The organism is Pseudomonas sp. CCI3.1 (assembly GCF_034313985.1).
Taxonomy (GTDB): domain Bacteria; phylum Pseudomonadota; class Gammaproteobacteria; order Pseudomonadales; family Pseudomonadaceae; genus Aquipseudomonas; species Aquipseudomonas psychrophila.
Window position 1 is genome coordinate 2,312,868 of sequence record NZ_JAVIWO010000001.1, and the last position, 16,311, is coordinate 2,329,178.

General features: G+C 56.1%; 11 protein-coding genes and 2 rRNA genes. 5 read left to right on the forward strand and 8 right to left on the reverse strand.

Annotated features, from left to right (window positions below):
* Nucleotides 1–168 precede the first annotated feature (168 nt).
* Complete coding sequence (locus RGV06_RS10685) at nt 169–1,587, forward strand: short-chain fatty acid transporter (protein ID WP_019825185.1); 1,419 nt, start codon at nt 169–171, stop codon at nt 1,585–1,587.
* 119 nt (nt 1,588–1,706) lie between these two features.
* On the opposite strand, the gene can is transcribed toward RGV06_RS10685, so the two are convergent.
* Nucleotides 1,707–2,351 carry a carbonate dehydratase gene (gene can, locus RGV06_RS10690; protein WP_019825187.1) on the reverse strand — a complete coding sequence of 215 codons (645 nt, stop codon included), beginning with the start codon at nt 2,349–2,351 and terminating at the stop codon, nt 1,707–1,709.
* A 154-nt stretch (nt 2,352–2,505) separates the two neighbouring features.
* Here can and RGV06_RS10695 point away from each other — a divergent pair, with 154 nt between their 5' ends.
* A complete protein-coding gene (locus tag RGV06_RS10695) occupies nt 2,506–2,889 on the forward strand; it encodes a hypothetical protein (protein WP_037032146.1) in 384 nt (127 codons plus the stop codon).
* Between the two features lie 114 nt (nt 2,890–3,003).
* Here the strand turns inward: RGV06_RS10695 and rimI are convergent, their stop codons facing one another.
* The gene (gene rimI, locus RGV06_RS10700; protein ID WP_019825191.1) at nt 3,004–3,456 is read right to left on the reverse strand and encodes a ribosomal protein S18-alanine N-acetyltransferase; all 453 of its coding nucleotides are present in this window, start codon (nt 3,454–3,456) and stop codon (nt 3,004–3,006) included.
* Nucleotides 3,449–4,222 (reverse strand): energy transducer TonB, encoded by a 774-nt coding sequence (locus RGV06_RS10705; protein ID WP_322149973.1) that lies wholly within the window; start codon nt 4,220–4,222, stop codon nt 3,449–3,451. Before RGV06_RS10705 ends, rimI begins: the two co-directional genes overlap by 8 nt.
* Nucleotides 4,223–4,366: 144 nt before the next feature.
* Here RGV06_RS10705 and mksB point away from each other — a divergent pair, with 144 nt between their 5' ends.
* From mksB to mksF, 3 genes are read left to right on the forward strand one after another with little or no spacing between them, the layout of a single operon-like run.
* The gene (mksB, locus tag RGV06_RS10710) at nt 4,367–5,644 is read left to right on the forward strand and encodes an Mks condensin complex protein MksB (RefSeq protein WP_046809077.1); all 1,278 of its coding nucleotides are present in this window, start codon (nt 4,367–4,369) and stop codon (nt 5,642–5,644) included.
* Complete coding sequence (mksE, locus tag RGV06_RS10715; protein WP_322149974.1) at nt 5,634–6,281, forward strand: Mks condensin complex protein MksE; 648 nt, start codon at nt 5,634–5,636, stop codon at nt 6,279–6,281. Before mksB ends, mksE begins: the two co-directional genes overlap by 11 nt.
* Nucleotides 6,278–9,118 (forward strand): Mks condensin complex protein MksF, encoded by a 2,841-nt coding sequence (gene mksF, locus RGV06_RS10720; protein ID WP_019825198.1) that lies wholly within the window; start codon nt 6,278–6,280, stop codon nt 9,116–9,118. Before mksE ends, mksF begins: the two co-directional genes overlap by 4 nt.
* Before the next feature lie 55 nt (nt 9,119–9,173).
* Here the strand turns inward: mksF and RGV06_RS10725 are convergent, their stop codons facing one another.
* The 5 genes from RGV06_RS10725 to RGV06_RS10745 all read right to left on the reverse strand — a co-directional run bounded on the left by RGV06_RS10725 (nt 9,174) and on the right by RGV06_RS10745 (nt 16,093).
* Nucleotides 9,174–11,477, reverse strand: coding sequence for a PqiB family protein (locus RGV06_RS10725; protein ID WP_019825200.1), 2,304 nt, complete (start codon nt 11,475–11,477; stop codon nt 9,174–9,176).
* Nucleotides 11,470–12,093: a paraquat-inducible protein A gene (locus RGV06_RS10730; protein ID WP_019825202.1), complete on the reverse strand. Its 624-nt coding sequence runs from the start codon at nt 12,091–12,093 to the stop codon at nt 11,470–11,472. Before RGV06_RS10730 ends, RGV06_RS10725 begins: the two co-directional genes overlap by 8 nt.
* A complete protein-coding gene (locus RGV06_RS10735; protein ID WP_046809075.1) occupies nt 12,080–12,739 on the reverse strand; it encodes a paraquat-inducible protein A in 660 nt (219 codons plus the stop codon). The genes RGV06_RS10730 and RGV06_RS10735 overlap by 14 nt, the downstream gene beginning before the upstream one ends.
* 196 nt (nt 12,740–12,935) lie before the next feature.
* Nucleotides 12,936–13,051 (reverse strand): 5S ribosomal RNA (gene rrf / locus RGV06_RS10740).
* A 150-nt stretch (nt 13,052–13,201) separates the two neighbouring features.
* Nucleotides 13,202–16,093 (reverse strand): 23S ribosomal RNA (locus RGV06_RS10745).
* Between the last annotated feature and the right edge of the window lie 218 nt (nt 16,094–16,311).

The following is a 16,311-nucleotide window of genomic DNA, read 5'->3' on the forward strand; positions in this document are numbered from 1 at the left end:
AAGAGTTTACCCCTCACCAGCGTCTTTTCGGACAGCTGAGGTTATTTTTATCGCGCACAGGTCACTCGGGGCAAAACCCATCGGAAAAATCAGCTGATTGAATTACTGTGCCTCGTCAGTCGTCCTTGCTGACGACACCATAATCATAAGAAAACCGAGGTACTTCCCATGGCCGCTGAGATTGCAGACAGCCGTTCTGCCCGCTTTGCCCTGCGCTGCTCGAACTGGGCCGAGCGCTGGTTCCCCGACTCGTGGGTGTTCGCCGCTGTTGCGGTGATCACGGTGGCTCTGGCCACGATGTTTATGGGCGCCAAACCCACCGATGCCGCCATGGCGTTTGGTGACGGATTCTGGAGCCTGATCCCGTTCACCATGCAAATGGCCTTCGTGGTCATTGGCGGTTATGTCGTGGCCAGTTCGCCGCCCGCCGTCAAGCTGATAGACAAACTGGCACAGGTACCGAAAAACGGTCGTCAGGCGGTGTGCTGGGTCGCGCTGATTTCAATGGTCGCTTCGTTGCTTAACTGGGGCTTGTCGCTGGTGTTTGGTGGCTTGTTGGTGCGGGCGCTGGCACGTCGCACCAACCTGCGCATGGACTATCGCGCCGCCGGGGCTGCGGCCTACCTGGGGCTTGGCGCGGTGTGGGCGCTGGGTTTGTCGTCCTCGGCAGCACAGTTACAGGCCAACCCGGCCAGCCTGCCACCGTCGATTCTTGCAATCACGGGGGTTATCCCCTTCACGGAAACGATCTTTCTTTGGCAATCAGGCGTTTTGCTGGCGGCCCTGGTGGTGGTGTCGCTCATCGTGGCCTACGCCACAGCGCCAGGCCCTGAGTCAGCCCGTGATGCTGCGGCCTGCGGCATTGATCCAAGTTTCAGTTCGCCAAAGTTGCCCCCGCGCACACGTCCCGGCGAGTGGCTGGAATACAGCCCGCTGTTGACCATTTTGCTGGTACTGCTGGCAGCGGGCTGGTTGTTCCATGAGTTTTCAACCAAACCTGCGATCAGCGCCATCTCCGGGCTCAACACTTACAACTTTCTGTTTTTGATGCTCGGGGCTCTGCTGCACTGGCGTCCGCGCAGTTTTCTGAATGCCGTGACCAGCGCCGTGCCGACCACCACCGGGGTGATGATTCAGTTCCCGCTGTACGGTTCGATTGCGGCGCTGATGACAGTGGTCAAGGGAACTGACGGGCAAACCCTGGCCCATCACATTTCGACGTTTTTCGTACAGATCGCATCCCACGATACCTATGCATTACTGATGGGCGTGTATTCGGCGATTCTGGGGTTTTTCATTCCGTCGGGCGGCGGCAAGTGGATTATCGAAGCGCCCTATGTGATGCAAGTGGCCAATGATCTGGAGTACCACCTGGGTTGGGCTGTACAGATTTACAACGCCGCCGAAGCGCTGCCGAACCTGATCAATCCGTTTTACATGCTGCCACTGTTGGGCGTGCTGGGACTCAAAGCGCGGGATTTGATCGGCTTTTCGTTTGTGCAGTTGCTGGTGCACACGCCGCTGGTGCTGTTTTTGCTGTGGGCGCTGGGGACTACCCTTACGTATACGCCGCCAGTGATGCCGTAAGCGAACCCGCAACTAAATGTGGGAGCGGGCTTGCTCGCGATTCAGGCGGCGCGGTAATGCAGGAAAACCGCGTCGATACCACGCGAGCAAGCCCGCTCCCACGGGTTATGCATGCAACCTCAGATCGAGCCCAGTGGACGCAGACGATACTGCGGCGGCAACTGGTCAAGACCACTGATGGTGGTGTTCAGGCTCTTCCAGCGACCGTCCTTGATCCCGTAAATACAGCCGTGAACCGACAGCTTCTGCCCGCGATGCCAGGCATTTTGCACAATGTTGGTGTGACCCACGTTGGCCACTTGCTGGATCACGTTCAACTCGCACAAACGGTCTACCCGCTCTTCCTCGGTTGGCAGCAACGCCAGCACTTCGCGATTTTCGTAATACAGGTCGCGAATGGAACGCAGCCAACCATCGATCAGGCCCAGTTGCTGGTCCTTCATGGAGGCGCGTACGCCGCCACAGCCATAGTGGCCGGTGACCAGAATGTGTTTGACCTTCAACACATCGACCGCGTACTGGATCACTGACAGACAGTTCAAGTCAGTGTGCAGCACAACATTGGCCACGTTACGGTGCACAAAGAGATCGCCGGGCAACATGCCGACAATTTCGTTGGCCGGTACACGGGCATCCGAACAACCAATCCACAGGTATTCAGGCGTTTGCTGGCGAGCCAGCTTGGCGAAGAAGTCAGGATCTTCCTGCTTGATCGCATCGGCCCAGCGCTCGTTGTTATCAATCAGATCTTGTAGTTCGTTCATGCTGTGAAGCCTCAAGAGTTGATGCGCTGCTTTGACAACCGACCCGCAGTCGGGGTCACGTAGAACATCAATGTCATTCCGGCGGTCGGCCGGGTGGAATCTTCAACAATGGCTACAGTCATCGTATTAAGGCCCCATATTATGAGGAATTACCATGACTGATTCACGCCGCCCTTACGGGGCACCGCAACCCGCGCCTATAGACGATATAGAAGACGCCATGGGCTCAGTCGAGCCACTGAATTTTGATGATGACGACACGTACGAGCCCATCAGTGATCTGTTTATCGACGATGAAAAAGTCAAACACAGGGCGGTCCTGGATGATGAGCTGGAGTTGGGTTTGAATGAAGACGATCTTGAGCAGGAGATGCTCATCCGCGAAGACGGTGCCCGCGATGCCAAGGAAGCCGCCCAGAGCCCAAACGGTGCTGCTGATTGGGATCTGAGCCTGGTCGATGAAAACGACATCGGTGCGGGAAAAGGGCTGGACGAGGCAGAAATGGCAGAAATCGATCCGGTGGGACGCAAGCGTTGAACGGTAAACCCTGTGGGAGCGGGCTTGCTCGCGATCGGATCAACACGGTTTGCCTGATAAACCGCAGCGCCTGCATCGCGAGCAAGCCCGCTCCCACATAACGACTTTTCGCCGTCAGTCGACCAGGGTGCAGGCCATCACCACCGCATCTTCACGACCCCCTACCGCAGGGTAGTAGTCGCGGCGGCGGCCGATTTCGTTGAAGCCGTAGCGCTCGTATAACTTGAACGCCGCCGTGTTGCTGTCGCGCAGTTCGAGGAAGCACTCGCGCGCCTCATGTTTGTAGGCAATCGACATCAGGTGCTCGAGCAGTTTGAGCCCCAGGCCACGGCCCTGGCTCTCGGGCTTGACGGTGATGTTCAGCAAATGAGCTTCGTCGAGGATGATTTGCACCACGCCATGCCCTACTTGCTGCTCACCTTCAAACATCAGCCAGATGTGGTACTTGCCCAGGCCGTCGAGAAAAATACCGCGGGTCCAGGGATGGCTGAAGGCGGCATATTCAATTTTCAGTACGGCATCAAGGTCCGCTTCGGTCATCGGGCGGAAAGTTACGGCATCACTCATCGTTTTGTTTCCAGCGCGCCATTAGCTGGCGCATGGCTTGCCACACTTCCGCTTTGCGTTGTGGCTCATCCATTAAGAGTTCAAGGCCCGGCAACGCCCATGCGCAGCCCAGCCCTTCGATTTGGAGTTGGCTGTTGAACGCGTGTGCATCGGTCTCACCAGCAAAGCGCACGGCCGGCAGGCCTATCAGCCACAAGCATGCACATTCGGCCTCTTCGAGGCGGGCCATGACAAAACCCTGTACGAACTCACGTGCGGCCTCAGGCCCCTGATCGACATTGCCACGGCGCAGCAACGGCCAACGCACCGGCTCGCCAATGATCTGCGGGCTATCGGGCAGCCCGGCTGCGCGCAGCATGTCCTTCAACAATAAATAGGCCGGGTCACGACTCTGGAATGCACTGCCTGTGGGTAACTCCACCAGCACCAGGCATCGCCCGGCACGCAGCAACTGCAAGGCAAAACGTGGCGGTGGCAGTTGCACGACCTTGGCCGGTACGGGCGCCGATTCGGCTTCAATCACAGGTTTGCTGACAGGCCGGCTGACCGAAGGCCGGGGCACTTCGATTTTTGGACGCTCAGCAGGTTTGCCCGGTGCGACCGCAGCCTTGACCACAGGCCGCGTGATGACTGGCTCGGCGGGTGGTTCAGGAAGTACCAGCAGCTCTGGCCGCGAAGGTGCGGCAAACGGCAGTTCGGTGCGCGGCAACCAACTGACCACTTGCATGGCAGTTAAAAAAGCGCGGCGGCGGGACTCGTTCAACAAGGGTCGGCCATCTGTGGATAACTAAAGAGGGGGGATTCTACCGCCCTTCTGCCCTTCCCGCCTGCAGTTGATCCGCCAAGTGATGACTCGACCGCACGTTGCAGTACAATCGCGGCCTTTCATTGCCAATTGACTGGCCATCCCATGATCGAACCCAAGCGCGTTTTACGTGCCCTCGCCGAGCACTGGGCACTCCTTGAGCCTTTGTGTGAACACTTCGACCAAGGCACCTTGAGCCTGAACGAATTGCGTCTGCAACTGGCCGCTCATCAGGTGGACAGCACACCTCAAGATATCACCAGCGTGCTCGACAGCTGGATCCGTCTGGACATTCTGGTGCCGGTCGCAAAAAGCCCGAACCGCTTCGAGCTCAACGCCCAAATCCACGACTTTCTGGCGTATCTGAGGCACGAGCATCGCCTTGGGCTGTGCCTTGAAATCGAAGCTTACCTGCGCCATCTGGAGCGCTTGGCAGGCTATATCCAGGATGCGTTCGACATCCGTGACGGCCATGACCTGGCTCGCCAGCTGCGCCTGCTCGACATGCGGGTACGTGATGTACTGAAGAAGCTGGCGAACGATGAGCAAGCATTGGTGGCCGTAGCCGAGCGGGCCAAGACCAGCGACCGGCAAATCCCGCTGCGCCAGCGCTATGCCGAAGTTCTGGCGACGTGGGACGAATACGTCGAGCCCATGATCCAACTGGTCAACGCCGATGGTGCCTTCGAGCAAGGCGTGCGCAAGGTCGAGATCGTGCTGCTGCGCATGCTCAGCGAGCAACAGCGCCTTGGCCATCTGGTGGACGACGACATGCTGTTGCGCACCCATGCGCGCATCCTCGAAATGCAAACCAGCGCCCAGATGACCCTGCGCCATGCCCGCGAGCTGCTGCTGCCGCTGCGTGAAGAAGCCCGCCGGCACAATGCCGTGACCCGCGGCGCGGCGCTGGCACTGGCAGCCATCCGGCGCAAGGGGCTGGACGCGGTGCCGCAAGCCTCGATGCCGATGTTCACTCGCCCCCAAAGCACCTTTTTGGGCAGTGCAAGTCAGGTTGAGGCTTATGTGTATGCCCTGGCCCGCTTCGAGCCCAAACCCGCGAAATTTCCCAAGGCTCATAAAGTCCACCGGGGCGAGACACCCAAGGCCCCGCGCACGGTCAAGGAAATGCTCGAGCGCTGCAGCGACGCGCTGCCAATGCCGGACTTGATGACCTGGCTACTGGCACAAGAGCCGGACGGCGGCACCGACGAATTGTTGTATTGGTTCTCCCGCCTGTCCCGCGAAAAACGCTTCGTGCGCGAGCGCCTTGAGCGCCGCGATTACCACACCCAAGAACACCTGGTCAGCCTGCGCTCATTCGCTTTGCTTTCTCACTGCGAAGATGCGACCCAGACATCTGCGAGCCCCCTGCATGCATCTTGATCTTTCTGAACTGTCCCAGCTGGCACCGATTTTTCGTGAATTGTTCAAGGGCTATCACGTCAGCCGCCGGGACCCGGAGCTGTACGCACAACTGTCGAACTTTCAGGATCAATACCGCACGCTGTTTAAAGCGCTGGGCTTTGAGTTGGTGTGTGATACCCGCGGCTTCTATTACTTCGTGCCCGACACCGCCACCGCGCAAGTCAACAAGACCGCACAGCGCCTGGCGCTCTTCACCTTCATCATCGTCGAGCATCTGGCCGATCAGGGCCGCGACCCGATTGCCGTGCTCGACGGTGGCAGCCTGGGCCGCGACGAGTTGCCCGCCTTGCTGGAAAAGTACCGCGACCTGTTTGTGCAGGCCGAAGTCACCACCCATGAAGAGCTGGAAGAAAAGATCATGCGCCGCATGACCCAGCTCGGTTTTGCCAGTGAAGAACCCGGTATCTATCGTTTTCTGCCACCGATGCACCGGTTTCTGGATGTGTGCCTGTCGGTGCAGCAAGATCGTGATCTCGCCGCCAGCCTGCACAACATCTTGCCTTTGCCGACACCGGTTCTGGTCGATGACGACATTGACGACGAAGCGGCTCTGGCCCGCGCCATCGCGGATGAACAACAGGAGATGGACGCATGAGCCAGGAACGCTACGGCATTCGCCGCTTTGCTTTGTTGAACACGGCCGGTTACAGCCTGGGCCTGTTCCCGCTGGAACACCCGCTGTCGGTATACGGGGCAAACAACCTCGGTAAATCGGCATCGATCAACGCTTTGCAGTTCCCGATTCTGGCACGCATGTCAGACATGAGCTTCGGCAAGTACAGCCTTGAGCAATCGCGGCGCTTCTACTTTGCCTCTGATACCAGCTATATCCTGGTAGAAGTCTCCCTGCCACATGGTCCCCATGTGATCGGCGTGGTCGGACGCGGGCCCGGCGGCGGCTTTGGCCACCAGTTTTTCGCCTATGCGGGCAAGCTGGATCTGGCGCATTACCAAAAAGACGATACCTGCCTGCGCCAAAAAGAACTGTTCAATAACCTTGAGCGTAATGGCCTCAAAGCCTACGAACTCAAGCCCGATGAACTGCGTCGTTTGCTGGTGGGTGGGCATACGTCGATCCCGCTGGATCTGACACTGATACCGCTGCGCTCTACCAGCGAACAGAGCCTCAAAACGTTCCGTGCACTGTTTATCAACCTGCTGCATATGCGCGAAATCACCGCTGCCAAGCTCAAGCAGCTGTTTCTCGATGCATTCGAACACAGCCTGCGCTCGGGTAGCGTTGATTACATCGCCGCATGTGAAGAGGCTTTCCGCGATGTACGACGCATGGAGCAAGACTACAACGCACTGGTCGGCGCCGGGCCATTGGTTGAGTCCTTGGCTGCCGGTGTTCGCCAGCGTGACCTGTTGCGCGGCAAGCTGCATCGTCTGTCGCCGCTGCTCGACTCGTTGCTTGGCACATGGCAGGACTACGCCGGGGCTCGCAAGGAAGAGCTGCTGATTCAGTCCGAGCACTACCGCAACGAACAGGACGCCCTGCAAAACGATCAGCGCAGCAGCACCCAGGAGTTGATGCGCCTTGAGCGAGAAATCGCCAGCGCTCAGCGCTGGCTCGGCGAGCTGTCGGTGCTCAAGCATCGCTTCGCCCTGGTTGACGATGTGAAGGTGCTGGAGCAGCAACTGCTGAGCGCCAAGGATGCCCATGACGAACTGGCAGGAGCGTTGGCGCAATCACGTCAGTTCAGTGCAGAGGATCTTGACGAGCGTCTGCGTGAACTGGAAAAACGCCTCAAGTCCGTCAAGCAGCAACTCGATCACGCCGACAACAACAGTTATGCCCGCCTGCGCGAAGAGTTTTCGCAGCAAGATGTAGAGCGCCTGATGCGTCTGTTCAACAGCGCCCTGTTCAGCTTGCCGTTGGGTGAGCACGGAATTGCGCTGGATGACAATGATGCCTGGGTCAAGTCGCTGGAGCTGATCCTGGACGGCTTTAAAGGCGAGCGTTTTGAAGCGCCGGGGCTCTCCATCGACCTCAGCCACATTGAGCCCCCTGCCCTGCAGGCGCTGGCTGACCGTGCAGCCTTGCGCGAGCAGAAAGAGCGTCTGGAGAAAGAACTCAAGCAACTGAAAACCCAGCAAGCCGTCACATCAGATCGCGCTGCGAGCAAAACCGAAGCCGAATCGTTGTATCAACAAGTGCTGGATGCCCAAAAGGCTCTGGAAGATTTCCGCCGCAGCCAGACGCTAAGTGCCGAGGAAGGCGACAAACTAGAGCAACTGGCCCAGGCCGAAGCCGCGCAAGACGAGTTGAAGCGTTCCAGCGATGCCTTTACCGAGCGCGTGCAGCAATTGTCCGCCAAGTTGCAGTTGGTCGGTCGCCAGATCGGTGACATGGAAGCCAAGCAGCGCACGCTGGATGACAGCTTGCGTCGACGTCAGTTGTTGCCCGCTGACTTGCCATTCGGTACGCCGTTCATGGACCCGGTCGATGACTCAATGGATAACCTGCTGCCATTGCTCAATGACTATCAGGACAGCTGGCAGGGCTTGTTGCGCTGCGATGGGCAAATTGAAGCCCTCTACGCTCAGGTACGCTTGAAAGGCGTGGCCAAGTTCGACAGCGAAGACGATATGGAGCGGCGTCTGCAGCTATTGATCAACGCTTACGCACACCGCACCGAAGAAGCCCTGACGCTGGGCAAGGCGCGCCGGGCGGCAGTGACTGACATCGCCCGTACGCTGCGCAACATCCGCAGCGACTACGACAGCCTTGAGCATCAACTGGCGCTGTTCAACCGCGAGATCAATAAACGCCAGGTGTCCAACCTCAAGAGTTTCCGCATCGTACTGGCGCCTAACAAAGAGGCGCTCAAGCATATCGATCAGATTATCCACAGCGCCGGTCAGTACGAAGAAGGCGAAACCCTGTCGGTGTTCGACCTCAGCCAGAGCGCCGATCAGGACAACAAGAACGAAGAAGCCAAGGAGTACCTGGCACGACTGGTGGCTGCAAACCACAACCAGTTGGGGCTCAAGGATTTGTTCGAGCTGGCATTCGAGATCACCAAGGTCAATGGCCAACCGGTGATCCATACCGATATCGACGGTGCAGCGTCCAACGGTACGACCATGACGATCAAGGCGCTGACCAACATGTATTTGTTGCTGCACTTGATGGACCGCGATCAGGCCGGTCGTATCCGCTTGCCGTACTACCTGGACGAAGCGGCGGATATCGACGAGAAAAACCAGACCGCACTGTTAGAGACCAGTTTACAGCTGGGGTTTGTGCCGATTCTGGCCAGCGTGAAACCCCAGGTCTGCGCTCATGTGGCGATCGACCTTGAGGGCGGCAGCGGGCCTAACGGGATTTACATCGATGAAGACGACTGGAAGTACATTCGTCGGCATGACGAGGTGAAGCCTGACGCAGTTACGGCTGTACAAGAGCCTGAGCTGGATGAAGTCTGAGGCTGGATCCTGAGCATAAAAAAACCGCGATCAATGATCGCGGTTTTTTTTACGCTTATTTACCTAGCTGGATCTTCGGCGCCCATTGCAGCCACTCGTCTTCAAACTTGTCGAAGAGCGGGAAGGTTTGCTCGGGGCGGGCCTGATTACCCATTTTGTCGCCATCCGGCGTAGCAAAGGCAATGCCGCCCTGGACCAAGGTTTCCAGCGACTCGGTGCGAATCGTTGCACCTTTGAACAAGCCAAAGTCGACACCAAAACCGCTGGTGTTCCAGAAGCGGCTGCCGGTGCGCACCAATGGCGCGTAACGAGGCTCGATCAGGATATGCACCAATACGCGATCGGCGGTGTTACCCAGTTCATACCCCGTCACCTTGCCCACGGTGACTTCACGGTAGGTCACGGGCACACCCTCTTTGAGCGAGCCACGACGGGCAGCACTCAATACAAGGCTTAACCCGGCCTGAGAAACAGCGGCATCCGGTGCTTGTTCCAGAGCGACAAAGCTGGTCTGACGACCCAGTTGCTTGGTCGCAGGCTGCACTTCAAGGTATTGGCCAGTGACCAGGGTTTCGAGGTTGGCTGTTTTCATCAGCCCCAGTTCTGGCTTGACCACCCAGAATTGGCTACCAACCCGTGCAATACGCTCAGGGACTTCGGTAATACGCGCCTTGAGCATGACCGATTGCAGGTCCTGGCTCAGGTCGACGCTTTCAATCTTGCCAACATCCAGCCCCTTGAAGCGAATAGGCGTGCCCTCACGCAGTCCATCGGCACGAGCCACTTTGATCGTAACGGCGACACCTTGCTGCATCGCGGCATCGCGGTCAGTAAACAGGCGAAAGCGCGGGATGCGTTTTTGCAGAGGCGCCGTGGCTTCTGGGGTTTCAAAAGCAATCCCGCCGGCCATCAGGCTTTGCAGGGACTCACTCTTGACCTGTATTCCCCCAGTCAGGCCACCGGTCAGCGTGATACCGCTAGCATTCCAGAAGCGGGTCGAGGCGTTGACCAGGTTTTCGTATTCCTTCTCGATATGTACGCCAATCACTAACTGCTTTTTAGTACGCGAGAACTGATAGCTCTGAACTGAACCGACTTTGACCTGCTTGTATAGAATCGGGCTACCGACATCCAGTGAGCCCAGGTTCTCGGTGAAGAGCACCATGTGCAGGCCCGGCGAACGCAGATCCAGCGGTGGTGCCTTGGGCCGTGCAACAAATTCACGTTCGGGGGTACTGCCCTTGTCACCCGGGCGAATGGCGATGTAGTTGCCTTTTACCAATGCTTCCAGCCCGGTAATACCGGCCAGGGAGATCGATGGCTTGACCACCCAGAACTGAGTCCCTTGCACCAGATAGTCTTCGGCCAACGGGTCTAGGGTCAACTCGGCGCTAGCGCTGGTAAGGTCCGGATCGACCTTGAGGCCCTTGAGGCTGCCGACCTGTATGCCTTTGTACATGACAGGTGTGCGACCCGCCTGCAGGCCCTCAAAGTCGCTGAGCTTAACTTTGACCTTGATACCGGCCTGTGCGGCATCAAAGTCCTCATAGAGCCGGAACGGCAGATTGGAGTCGGTAGGCGGGCTGTCTTTACGGTTTTCAGGAGTAGCGAACGCAATACCACCCGCTACGATGCTGGCAAGGGATTCGCTGCGCAGCTTTACTCCTGACAGGTTGGCGTCGATGCTGATGCCACTGGCATTCCAGAAACGCGTGTGTTTGCGCACCAGATTGGCGTAGGTAGGTTCGATAAAGACTTTGATTTCGACCGTGCTCTGGTCTTCCGAGAGCACGTAGCTTTTGATCTGGCCGACCTGGATTTGCTTATAGAAAACCGGGCTGCCACGGTTCAGCGAGCCGAGACGGTCAGCCTTGAGGGTCAGGTGAAGGCCGGGCACGGCATCTGACAGGGGCGGCTCTTGCGACAGTGCCTTGAACTTGCGCGCTGGCTCTCCATCGGAAGGACTCACGGCAATGTAGTTACCCGAGACCAGGGTTTCGAGCCCCGTGATACCGGCCAATGACACGCTGGGTTTGACCAGCCAGAAGCGGGTATTGGTCTTGAGGTACTGTTCTACGTCCTTGTCCATCTCGACGGTAGCAATGACACCCTTGTTGGGGCCATCCTCATCCAGGGCCAGGGTTTTGACCTTGCCCACAGGCATGCCTTTGTAGACCACTTCGGTCTTGTTGGCGACGATGCCTTCGCCACTTTCAAAGCGCACTTGAATATCGATGCCGGTTTGGCTGTAGGCACGCCACCCCAGCCAGCCACCAATGATCAGGGCAATAAGCGGGAGGATCCAGATCGCCGACCAGTTCGAAGCCGGGCGGGTTTTAGCGGTAGGCAAGTCACTCATGGTCGTCGTCCGACTCCGTGTTATCCCAAATCAGTCGGGGATCAAAAGTTACAGCTGCAAGCATCGTTAGCACCACCACACTGGCAAATGCCACCGCGCCAAGATTGGCCTCGATGCTGGCTATGCGTCCAAAGTTCACCACGGCCACCAAAATGGCAATGACGAAAATATCCAACATTGACCAACGGCCAATAAATTCAATAAAACGATACATGATGATGCGTTGCCGTGCAGACAGCGGCTGATGACGCTGAACTGAAAACAACAGCAAGGCAATGCCGACCAGCTTGAAAGTGGGAACCAGAATGCTTGCCACAAATACGACGGCCGCAATCGGGATCATGCCGTGCTGCACCAGTTCGATAACGCCTGCCATGATAGTGCTCGGCGAGCCTTGGCCCAATGAGTTGACCGTCATGATCGGTAGCAGGTTAGCCGGAATATAGAGAATGGCCGAGGTCAGCAGTAATGCCCAGGTGCGCATCAGGCTGTCAGGGCGACGCGCATGGACCAGTGCCCCGCAGCGAGTACAGGTCTGTTCGTCAGTGTCGGGATCTTGCCTGTTGAGTTCGTGGCACTCGCCACAGATCAAGATGCCCGCATCAATCGCCCGCATGAACATCCTCCCCGGACAGTGCTTGCCAAATCTGGTGAGGCGACATCACAACCTCCAGCCAAACCTGTACCAGCAATAGACTCACAAAACAGACCAGACCCAGGCCAAGGCTCAACTCTGCCAGATCGGCCAGTTTCACAATCGCCACCAGCACCCCCATCAGGTACACCTCAAGCATGCCCCAGTCACGCAGGTGATGATAAATACGGTAGATGAGTAACCCGTAGCTGCGACCTATATTCCATCGAATGCTGAGTAGCACGGCGAGCTGGCAGAGCAGCTTGAGTAGCGGAATTCCCATACTGCACAGGAACACCACAACCGCTATGCCCTGCATGCCGGTGTTGAATAAACCAAGCACGCCACTCCAGACCGTGTCTTGCGACGCCTGGCCCAAGAGGTTGAGTTGCATGATGGGTAAAAAGTTCGCAGGTATGTAGAGCAACAAGGCGGCGATCACAAGCGCAAGGCTGCGTTCAACCACCTTGTACCTGTGTGCATAGAGTTCGTAACCGCAGCGCGGGCATTGGGCTTTCTCACCGAGAGCAAGATGCGGCTTGCGCATCAACAGATCGCACTCATGACAGGCCACCAACTCGTCCAGCGGTAATTCTGACACCCTGCGGGGGTCAACCGGATCTGGCATATAGGGAGTCTCTGGCTCAGAAATTGACTGAGTCTATTCTAGTGCGCGGACTACAAAATAACTGTGCATATTTGTAGGACTTTAGCTGTAGCCGATCTGAAGAGCGACCTCGCCTGGTTTGGCGCGTGCCACACCTTTTCTCGCCACAAAAACAAACCCCCTGTCTGCGTTAGCAGACAGGGGGTTTGGAATTTAATCTTGACGATGACCTACTCTCACATGGGGAAACCCCACACTACCATCGGCGATGCATCGTTTCACTGCTGAGTTCGGGATGGGATCAGGTGGTTCCAATGCTCTATGGTCGTCAAGAAATTCGGTAGCCAGGTCGTTTACCTTTCGGTTTACGCTCTAGCGAATGGGTATGTAATAGTTGGTGTTTTGTGAGTCGCAAACTTTCGGTTTGTATCGTCTTCACACACCGCAATCTGGTCTCTTCGACGCAAATTGCTTGGGTGTTATATGGTCAAGCCTCACGGGCAATTAGTATTGGTTAGCTCAACGCCTCACAGCGCTTACACACCCAACCTATCAACGTCGTAGTCTTCGACGGCCCTTTAGGGAACTCAAGGTTCCAGTGAGATCTCATCTTGAGGCAAGTTTCCCGCTTAGATGCTTTCAGCGGTTATCTTTCCCGAACATAGCTACCCGGCAATGCCACTGGCGTGACAACCGGAACACCAGAGGTTCGTCCACTCCGGTCCTCTCGTACTAGGAGCAGCCCCTCTCAAATCTCAAACGTCCACGGCAGATAGGGACCGAACTGTCTCACGACGTTCTAAACCCAGCTCGCGTACCACTTTAAATGGCGAACAGCCATACCCTTGGGACCGGCTTCAGCCCCAGGATGTGATGAGCCGACATCGAGGTGCCAAACACCGCCGTCGATATGAACTCTTGGGCGGTATCAGCCTGTTATCCCCGGAGTACCTTTTATCCGTTGAGCGATGGCCCTTCCATACAGAACCACCGGATCACTAAGACCTACTTTCGTACCTGCTCGACGTGTCTGTCTCGCAGTCAAGCGCGCTTTTGCCTTTATACTCTACGACCGATTTCCGACCGGTCTGAGCGCACCTTCGTACTCCTCCGTTACTCTTTAGGAGGAGACCGCCCCAGTCAAACTACCCACCATACACTGTCCTCGATCCGGATAACGGACCTGAGTTAGAACCTCAAAGTTGCCAGGGTGGTATTTCAAGGTTGGCTCCATGCAGACTGGCGTCCACACTTCAAAGCCTCCCACCTATCCTACACAAGCAAATTCAAAGTCCAGTGCAAAGCTATAGTAAAGGTTCACGGGGTCTTTCCGTCTAGCCGCGGATACACTGCATCTTCACAGCGATTTCAATTTCACTGAGTCTCGGGTGGAGACAGCGCCGCCATCGTTACGCCATTCGTGCAGGTCGGAACTTACCCGACAAGGAATTTCGCTACCTTAGGACCGTTATAGTTACGGCCGCCGTTTACCGGGGCTTCGATCAAGAGCTTCGCGTTAGCTAACCCCATCAATTAACCTTCCGGCACCGGGCAGGCGTCACACCCTATACGTCCACTTTCGTGTTTGCAGAGTGCTGTGTTTTTAATAAACAGTCGCAGCGGCCTGGTATCTTCGACCGGCATGGGCTTACGCAGTAAATGCTTCACCCTCACCGGCGCACCTTCTCCCGAAGTTACGGTGCCATTTTGCCTAGTTCCTTCACCCGAGTTCTCTCAAGCGCCTTGGTATTCTCTACCCAACCACCTGTGTCGGTTTGGGGTACGGTTCCTGGTTACCTGAAGCTTAGAAGCTTTTCTTGGAAGCATGGCATCAACCACTTCGTTGTCTAAAAGACAACTCGTCATCAGCTCTCGGCCTTAGAATCCCGGATTTACCTAAGATTCCAGCCTACCACCTTAAACTTGGACAACCAACGCCAAGCTGGCCTAGCCTTCTCCGTCCCTCCATCGCAATAACCAGAAGTACAGGAATATTAACCTGTTTTCCATCGACTACGCTTTTCAGCCTCGCCTTAGGGACCGACTAACCCTGCGTCGATTAACGTTGCGCAGGAAACCTTGGTCTTTCGGCGTGGGTGTTTTTCACACCCATTATCGTTACTCATGTCAGCATTCGCACTTCTGATACCTCCAGCAAGCTTCTCAACTCACCTTCACAGGCTTACAGAACGCTCCTCTACCGCATCACCTAAGTGATACCCGTAGCTTCGGTGTATGGTTTGAGCCCCGTTAAATCTTCCGCGCAGGCCGACTCGACTAGTGAGCTATTACGCTTTCTTTAAAGGGTGGCTGCTTCTAAGCCAACCTCCTAGCTGTCTAAGCCTTCCCACATCGTTTCCCACTTAACCATAACTTTGGGACCTTAGCTGACGGTCTGGGTTGTTTCCCTTTTCACGACGGACGTTAGCACCCGCCGTGTGTCTCCCATGCTCGGCACTTGTAGGTATTCGGAGTTTGCATCGGTTTGGTAAGTCGGGATGACCCCCTAGCCGAAACAGTGCTCTACCCCCTACAGTGATACATGAGGCGCTACCTAAATAGCTTTCGAGGAGAACCAGCTATCTCCGAGCTTGATTAGCCTTTCACTCCGATCCACAGGTCATCCGCTAACTTTTCAACGGTAGTCGGTTCGGTCCTCCAGTTAGTGTTACCCAACCTTCAACCTGCCCATGGATAGATCGCCCGGTTTCGGGTCTATTCCCAGCGACTAGACGCCCTATTAAGACTCGCTTTCGCTACGCCTCCCCTATTCGGTTAAGCTTGCCACTGAAAATAAGTCGCTGACCCATTATACAAAAGGTACGCAGTCACCCAACAAAGTGGGCTCCCACTGCTTGTACGCATACGGTTTCAGGATCTATTTCACTCCCCTCTCCGGGGTTCTTTTCGCCTTTCCCTCACGGTACTAGTTCACTATCGGTCAGTCAGTAGTATTTAGCCTTGGAGGATGGTCCCCCCATATTCAGACAAAGTTTCTCGTGCTCCGTCCTACTCGATTTCACTGCAAAGATGTTTTCGCGTACAGGGCTATCACCCACTATGGCCGCACTTTCCAGAGCGTTCCGCTAACATCAATACAGCTTAAGGGCTGGTCCCCGTTCGCTCGCCACTACTAAGGGAATCTCGGTTGATTTCTTTTCCTCAGGGTACTTAGATGTTTCAGTTCCCCTGGTTCGCTTCTTAAGCCTATGTATTCAGCTTAAGATACCTAACTTATGTTAGGTGGGTTCCCCCATTCAGACATCTCCGGATCAAAGTCTGTTTGCCGACTCCCCGAAGCTTTTCGCAGGCTACCACGTCTTTCATCGCCTCTGACTGCCAAGGCATCCACCGTATGCGCTTCTTCACTTGACCATATAACCCCAAGCAATCTGGTTATACTATGAAGACGACACTCGCCGAAAATTCGCATGCTCAATTAAGAGACACTCACAAATTTTACCTTAGCCTGAATAAACACCAGTGAAAGTGTTATCCAGTCTAACTTTCTATTACATACCCAAATTTTTAAAGAACGATCTAATCAAAAGATCAGAAATCAACATTCACCATCACTTGATGGAATGCTCATT

Bases quoted from the DNA above. Each gene is read 5' to 3' on its own strand.
- rimI (WP_019825191.1), bottom strand. From the start codon at position 3,456: ATGAGTGATGCCGTAACTTTCCGCCCGATGACCGAAGCGGACCTTGAT.
- RGV06_RS10730 (WP_019825202.1), bottom strand. From the start codon at position 12,093: ATGCGGGCGATTGATGCGGGCATCTTGATCTGTGGCGAGTGCCACGAA.
- mksB (WP_046809077.1), top strand. From the start codon at position 4,367: ATGATCGAACCCAAGCGCGTTTTACGTGCCCTCGCCGAGCACTGGGCA.
- RGV06_RS10685 (WP_019825185.1), top strand. From the start codon at position 169: ATGGCCGCTGAGATTGCAGACAGCCGTTCTGCCCGCTTTGCCCTGCGC.
- RGV06_RS10725 (WP_019825200.1), bottom strand. From the start codon at position 11,477: ATGAGTGACTTGCCTACCGCTAAAACCCGCCCGGCTTCGAACTGGTCG.
- RGV06_RS10695 (WP_037032146.1), top strand. From the start codon at position 2,506: ATGACTGATTCACGCCGCCCTTACGGGGCACCGCAACCCGCGCCTATA.
- RGV06_RS10735 (WP_046809075.1), bottom strand. From the start codon at position 12,739: ATGCCAGATCCGGTTGACCCCCGCAGGGTGTCAGAATTACCGCTGGAC.
- mksE (WP_322149974.1), top strand. From the start codon at position 5,634: ATGCATCTTGATCTTTCTGAACTGTCCCAGCTGGCACCGATTTTTCGT.
- can (WP_019825187.1), bottom strand. From the start codon at position 2,351: ATGAACGAACTACAAGATCTGATTGATAACAACGAGCGCTGGGCCGAT.
- mksF (WP_019825198.1), top strand. From the start codon at position 6,278: ATGAGCCAGGAACGCTACGGCATTCGCCGCTTTGCTTTGTTGAACACG.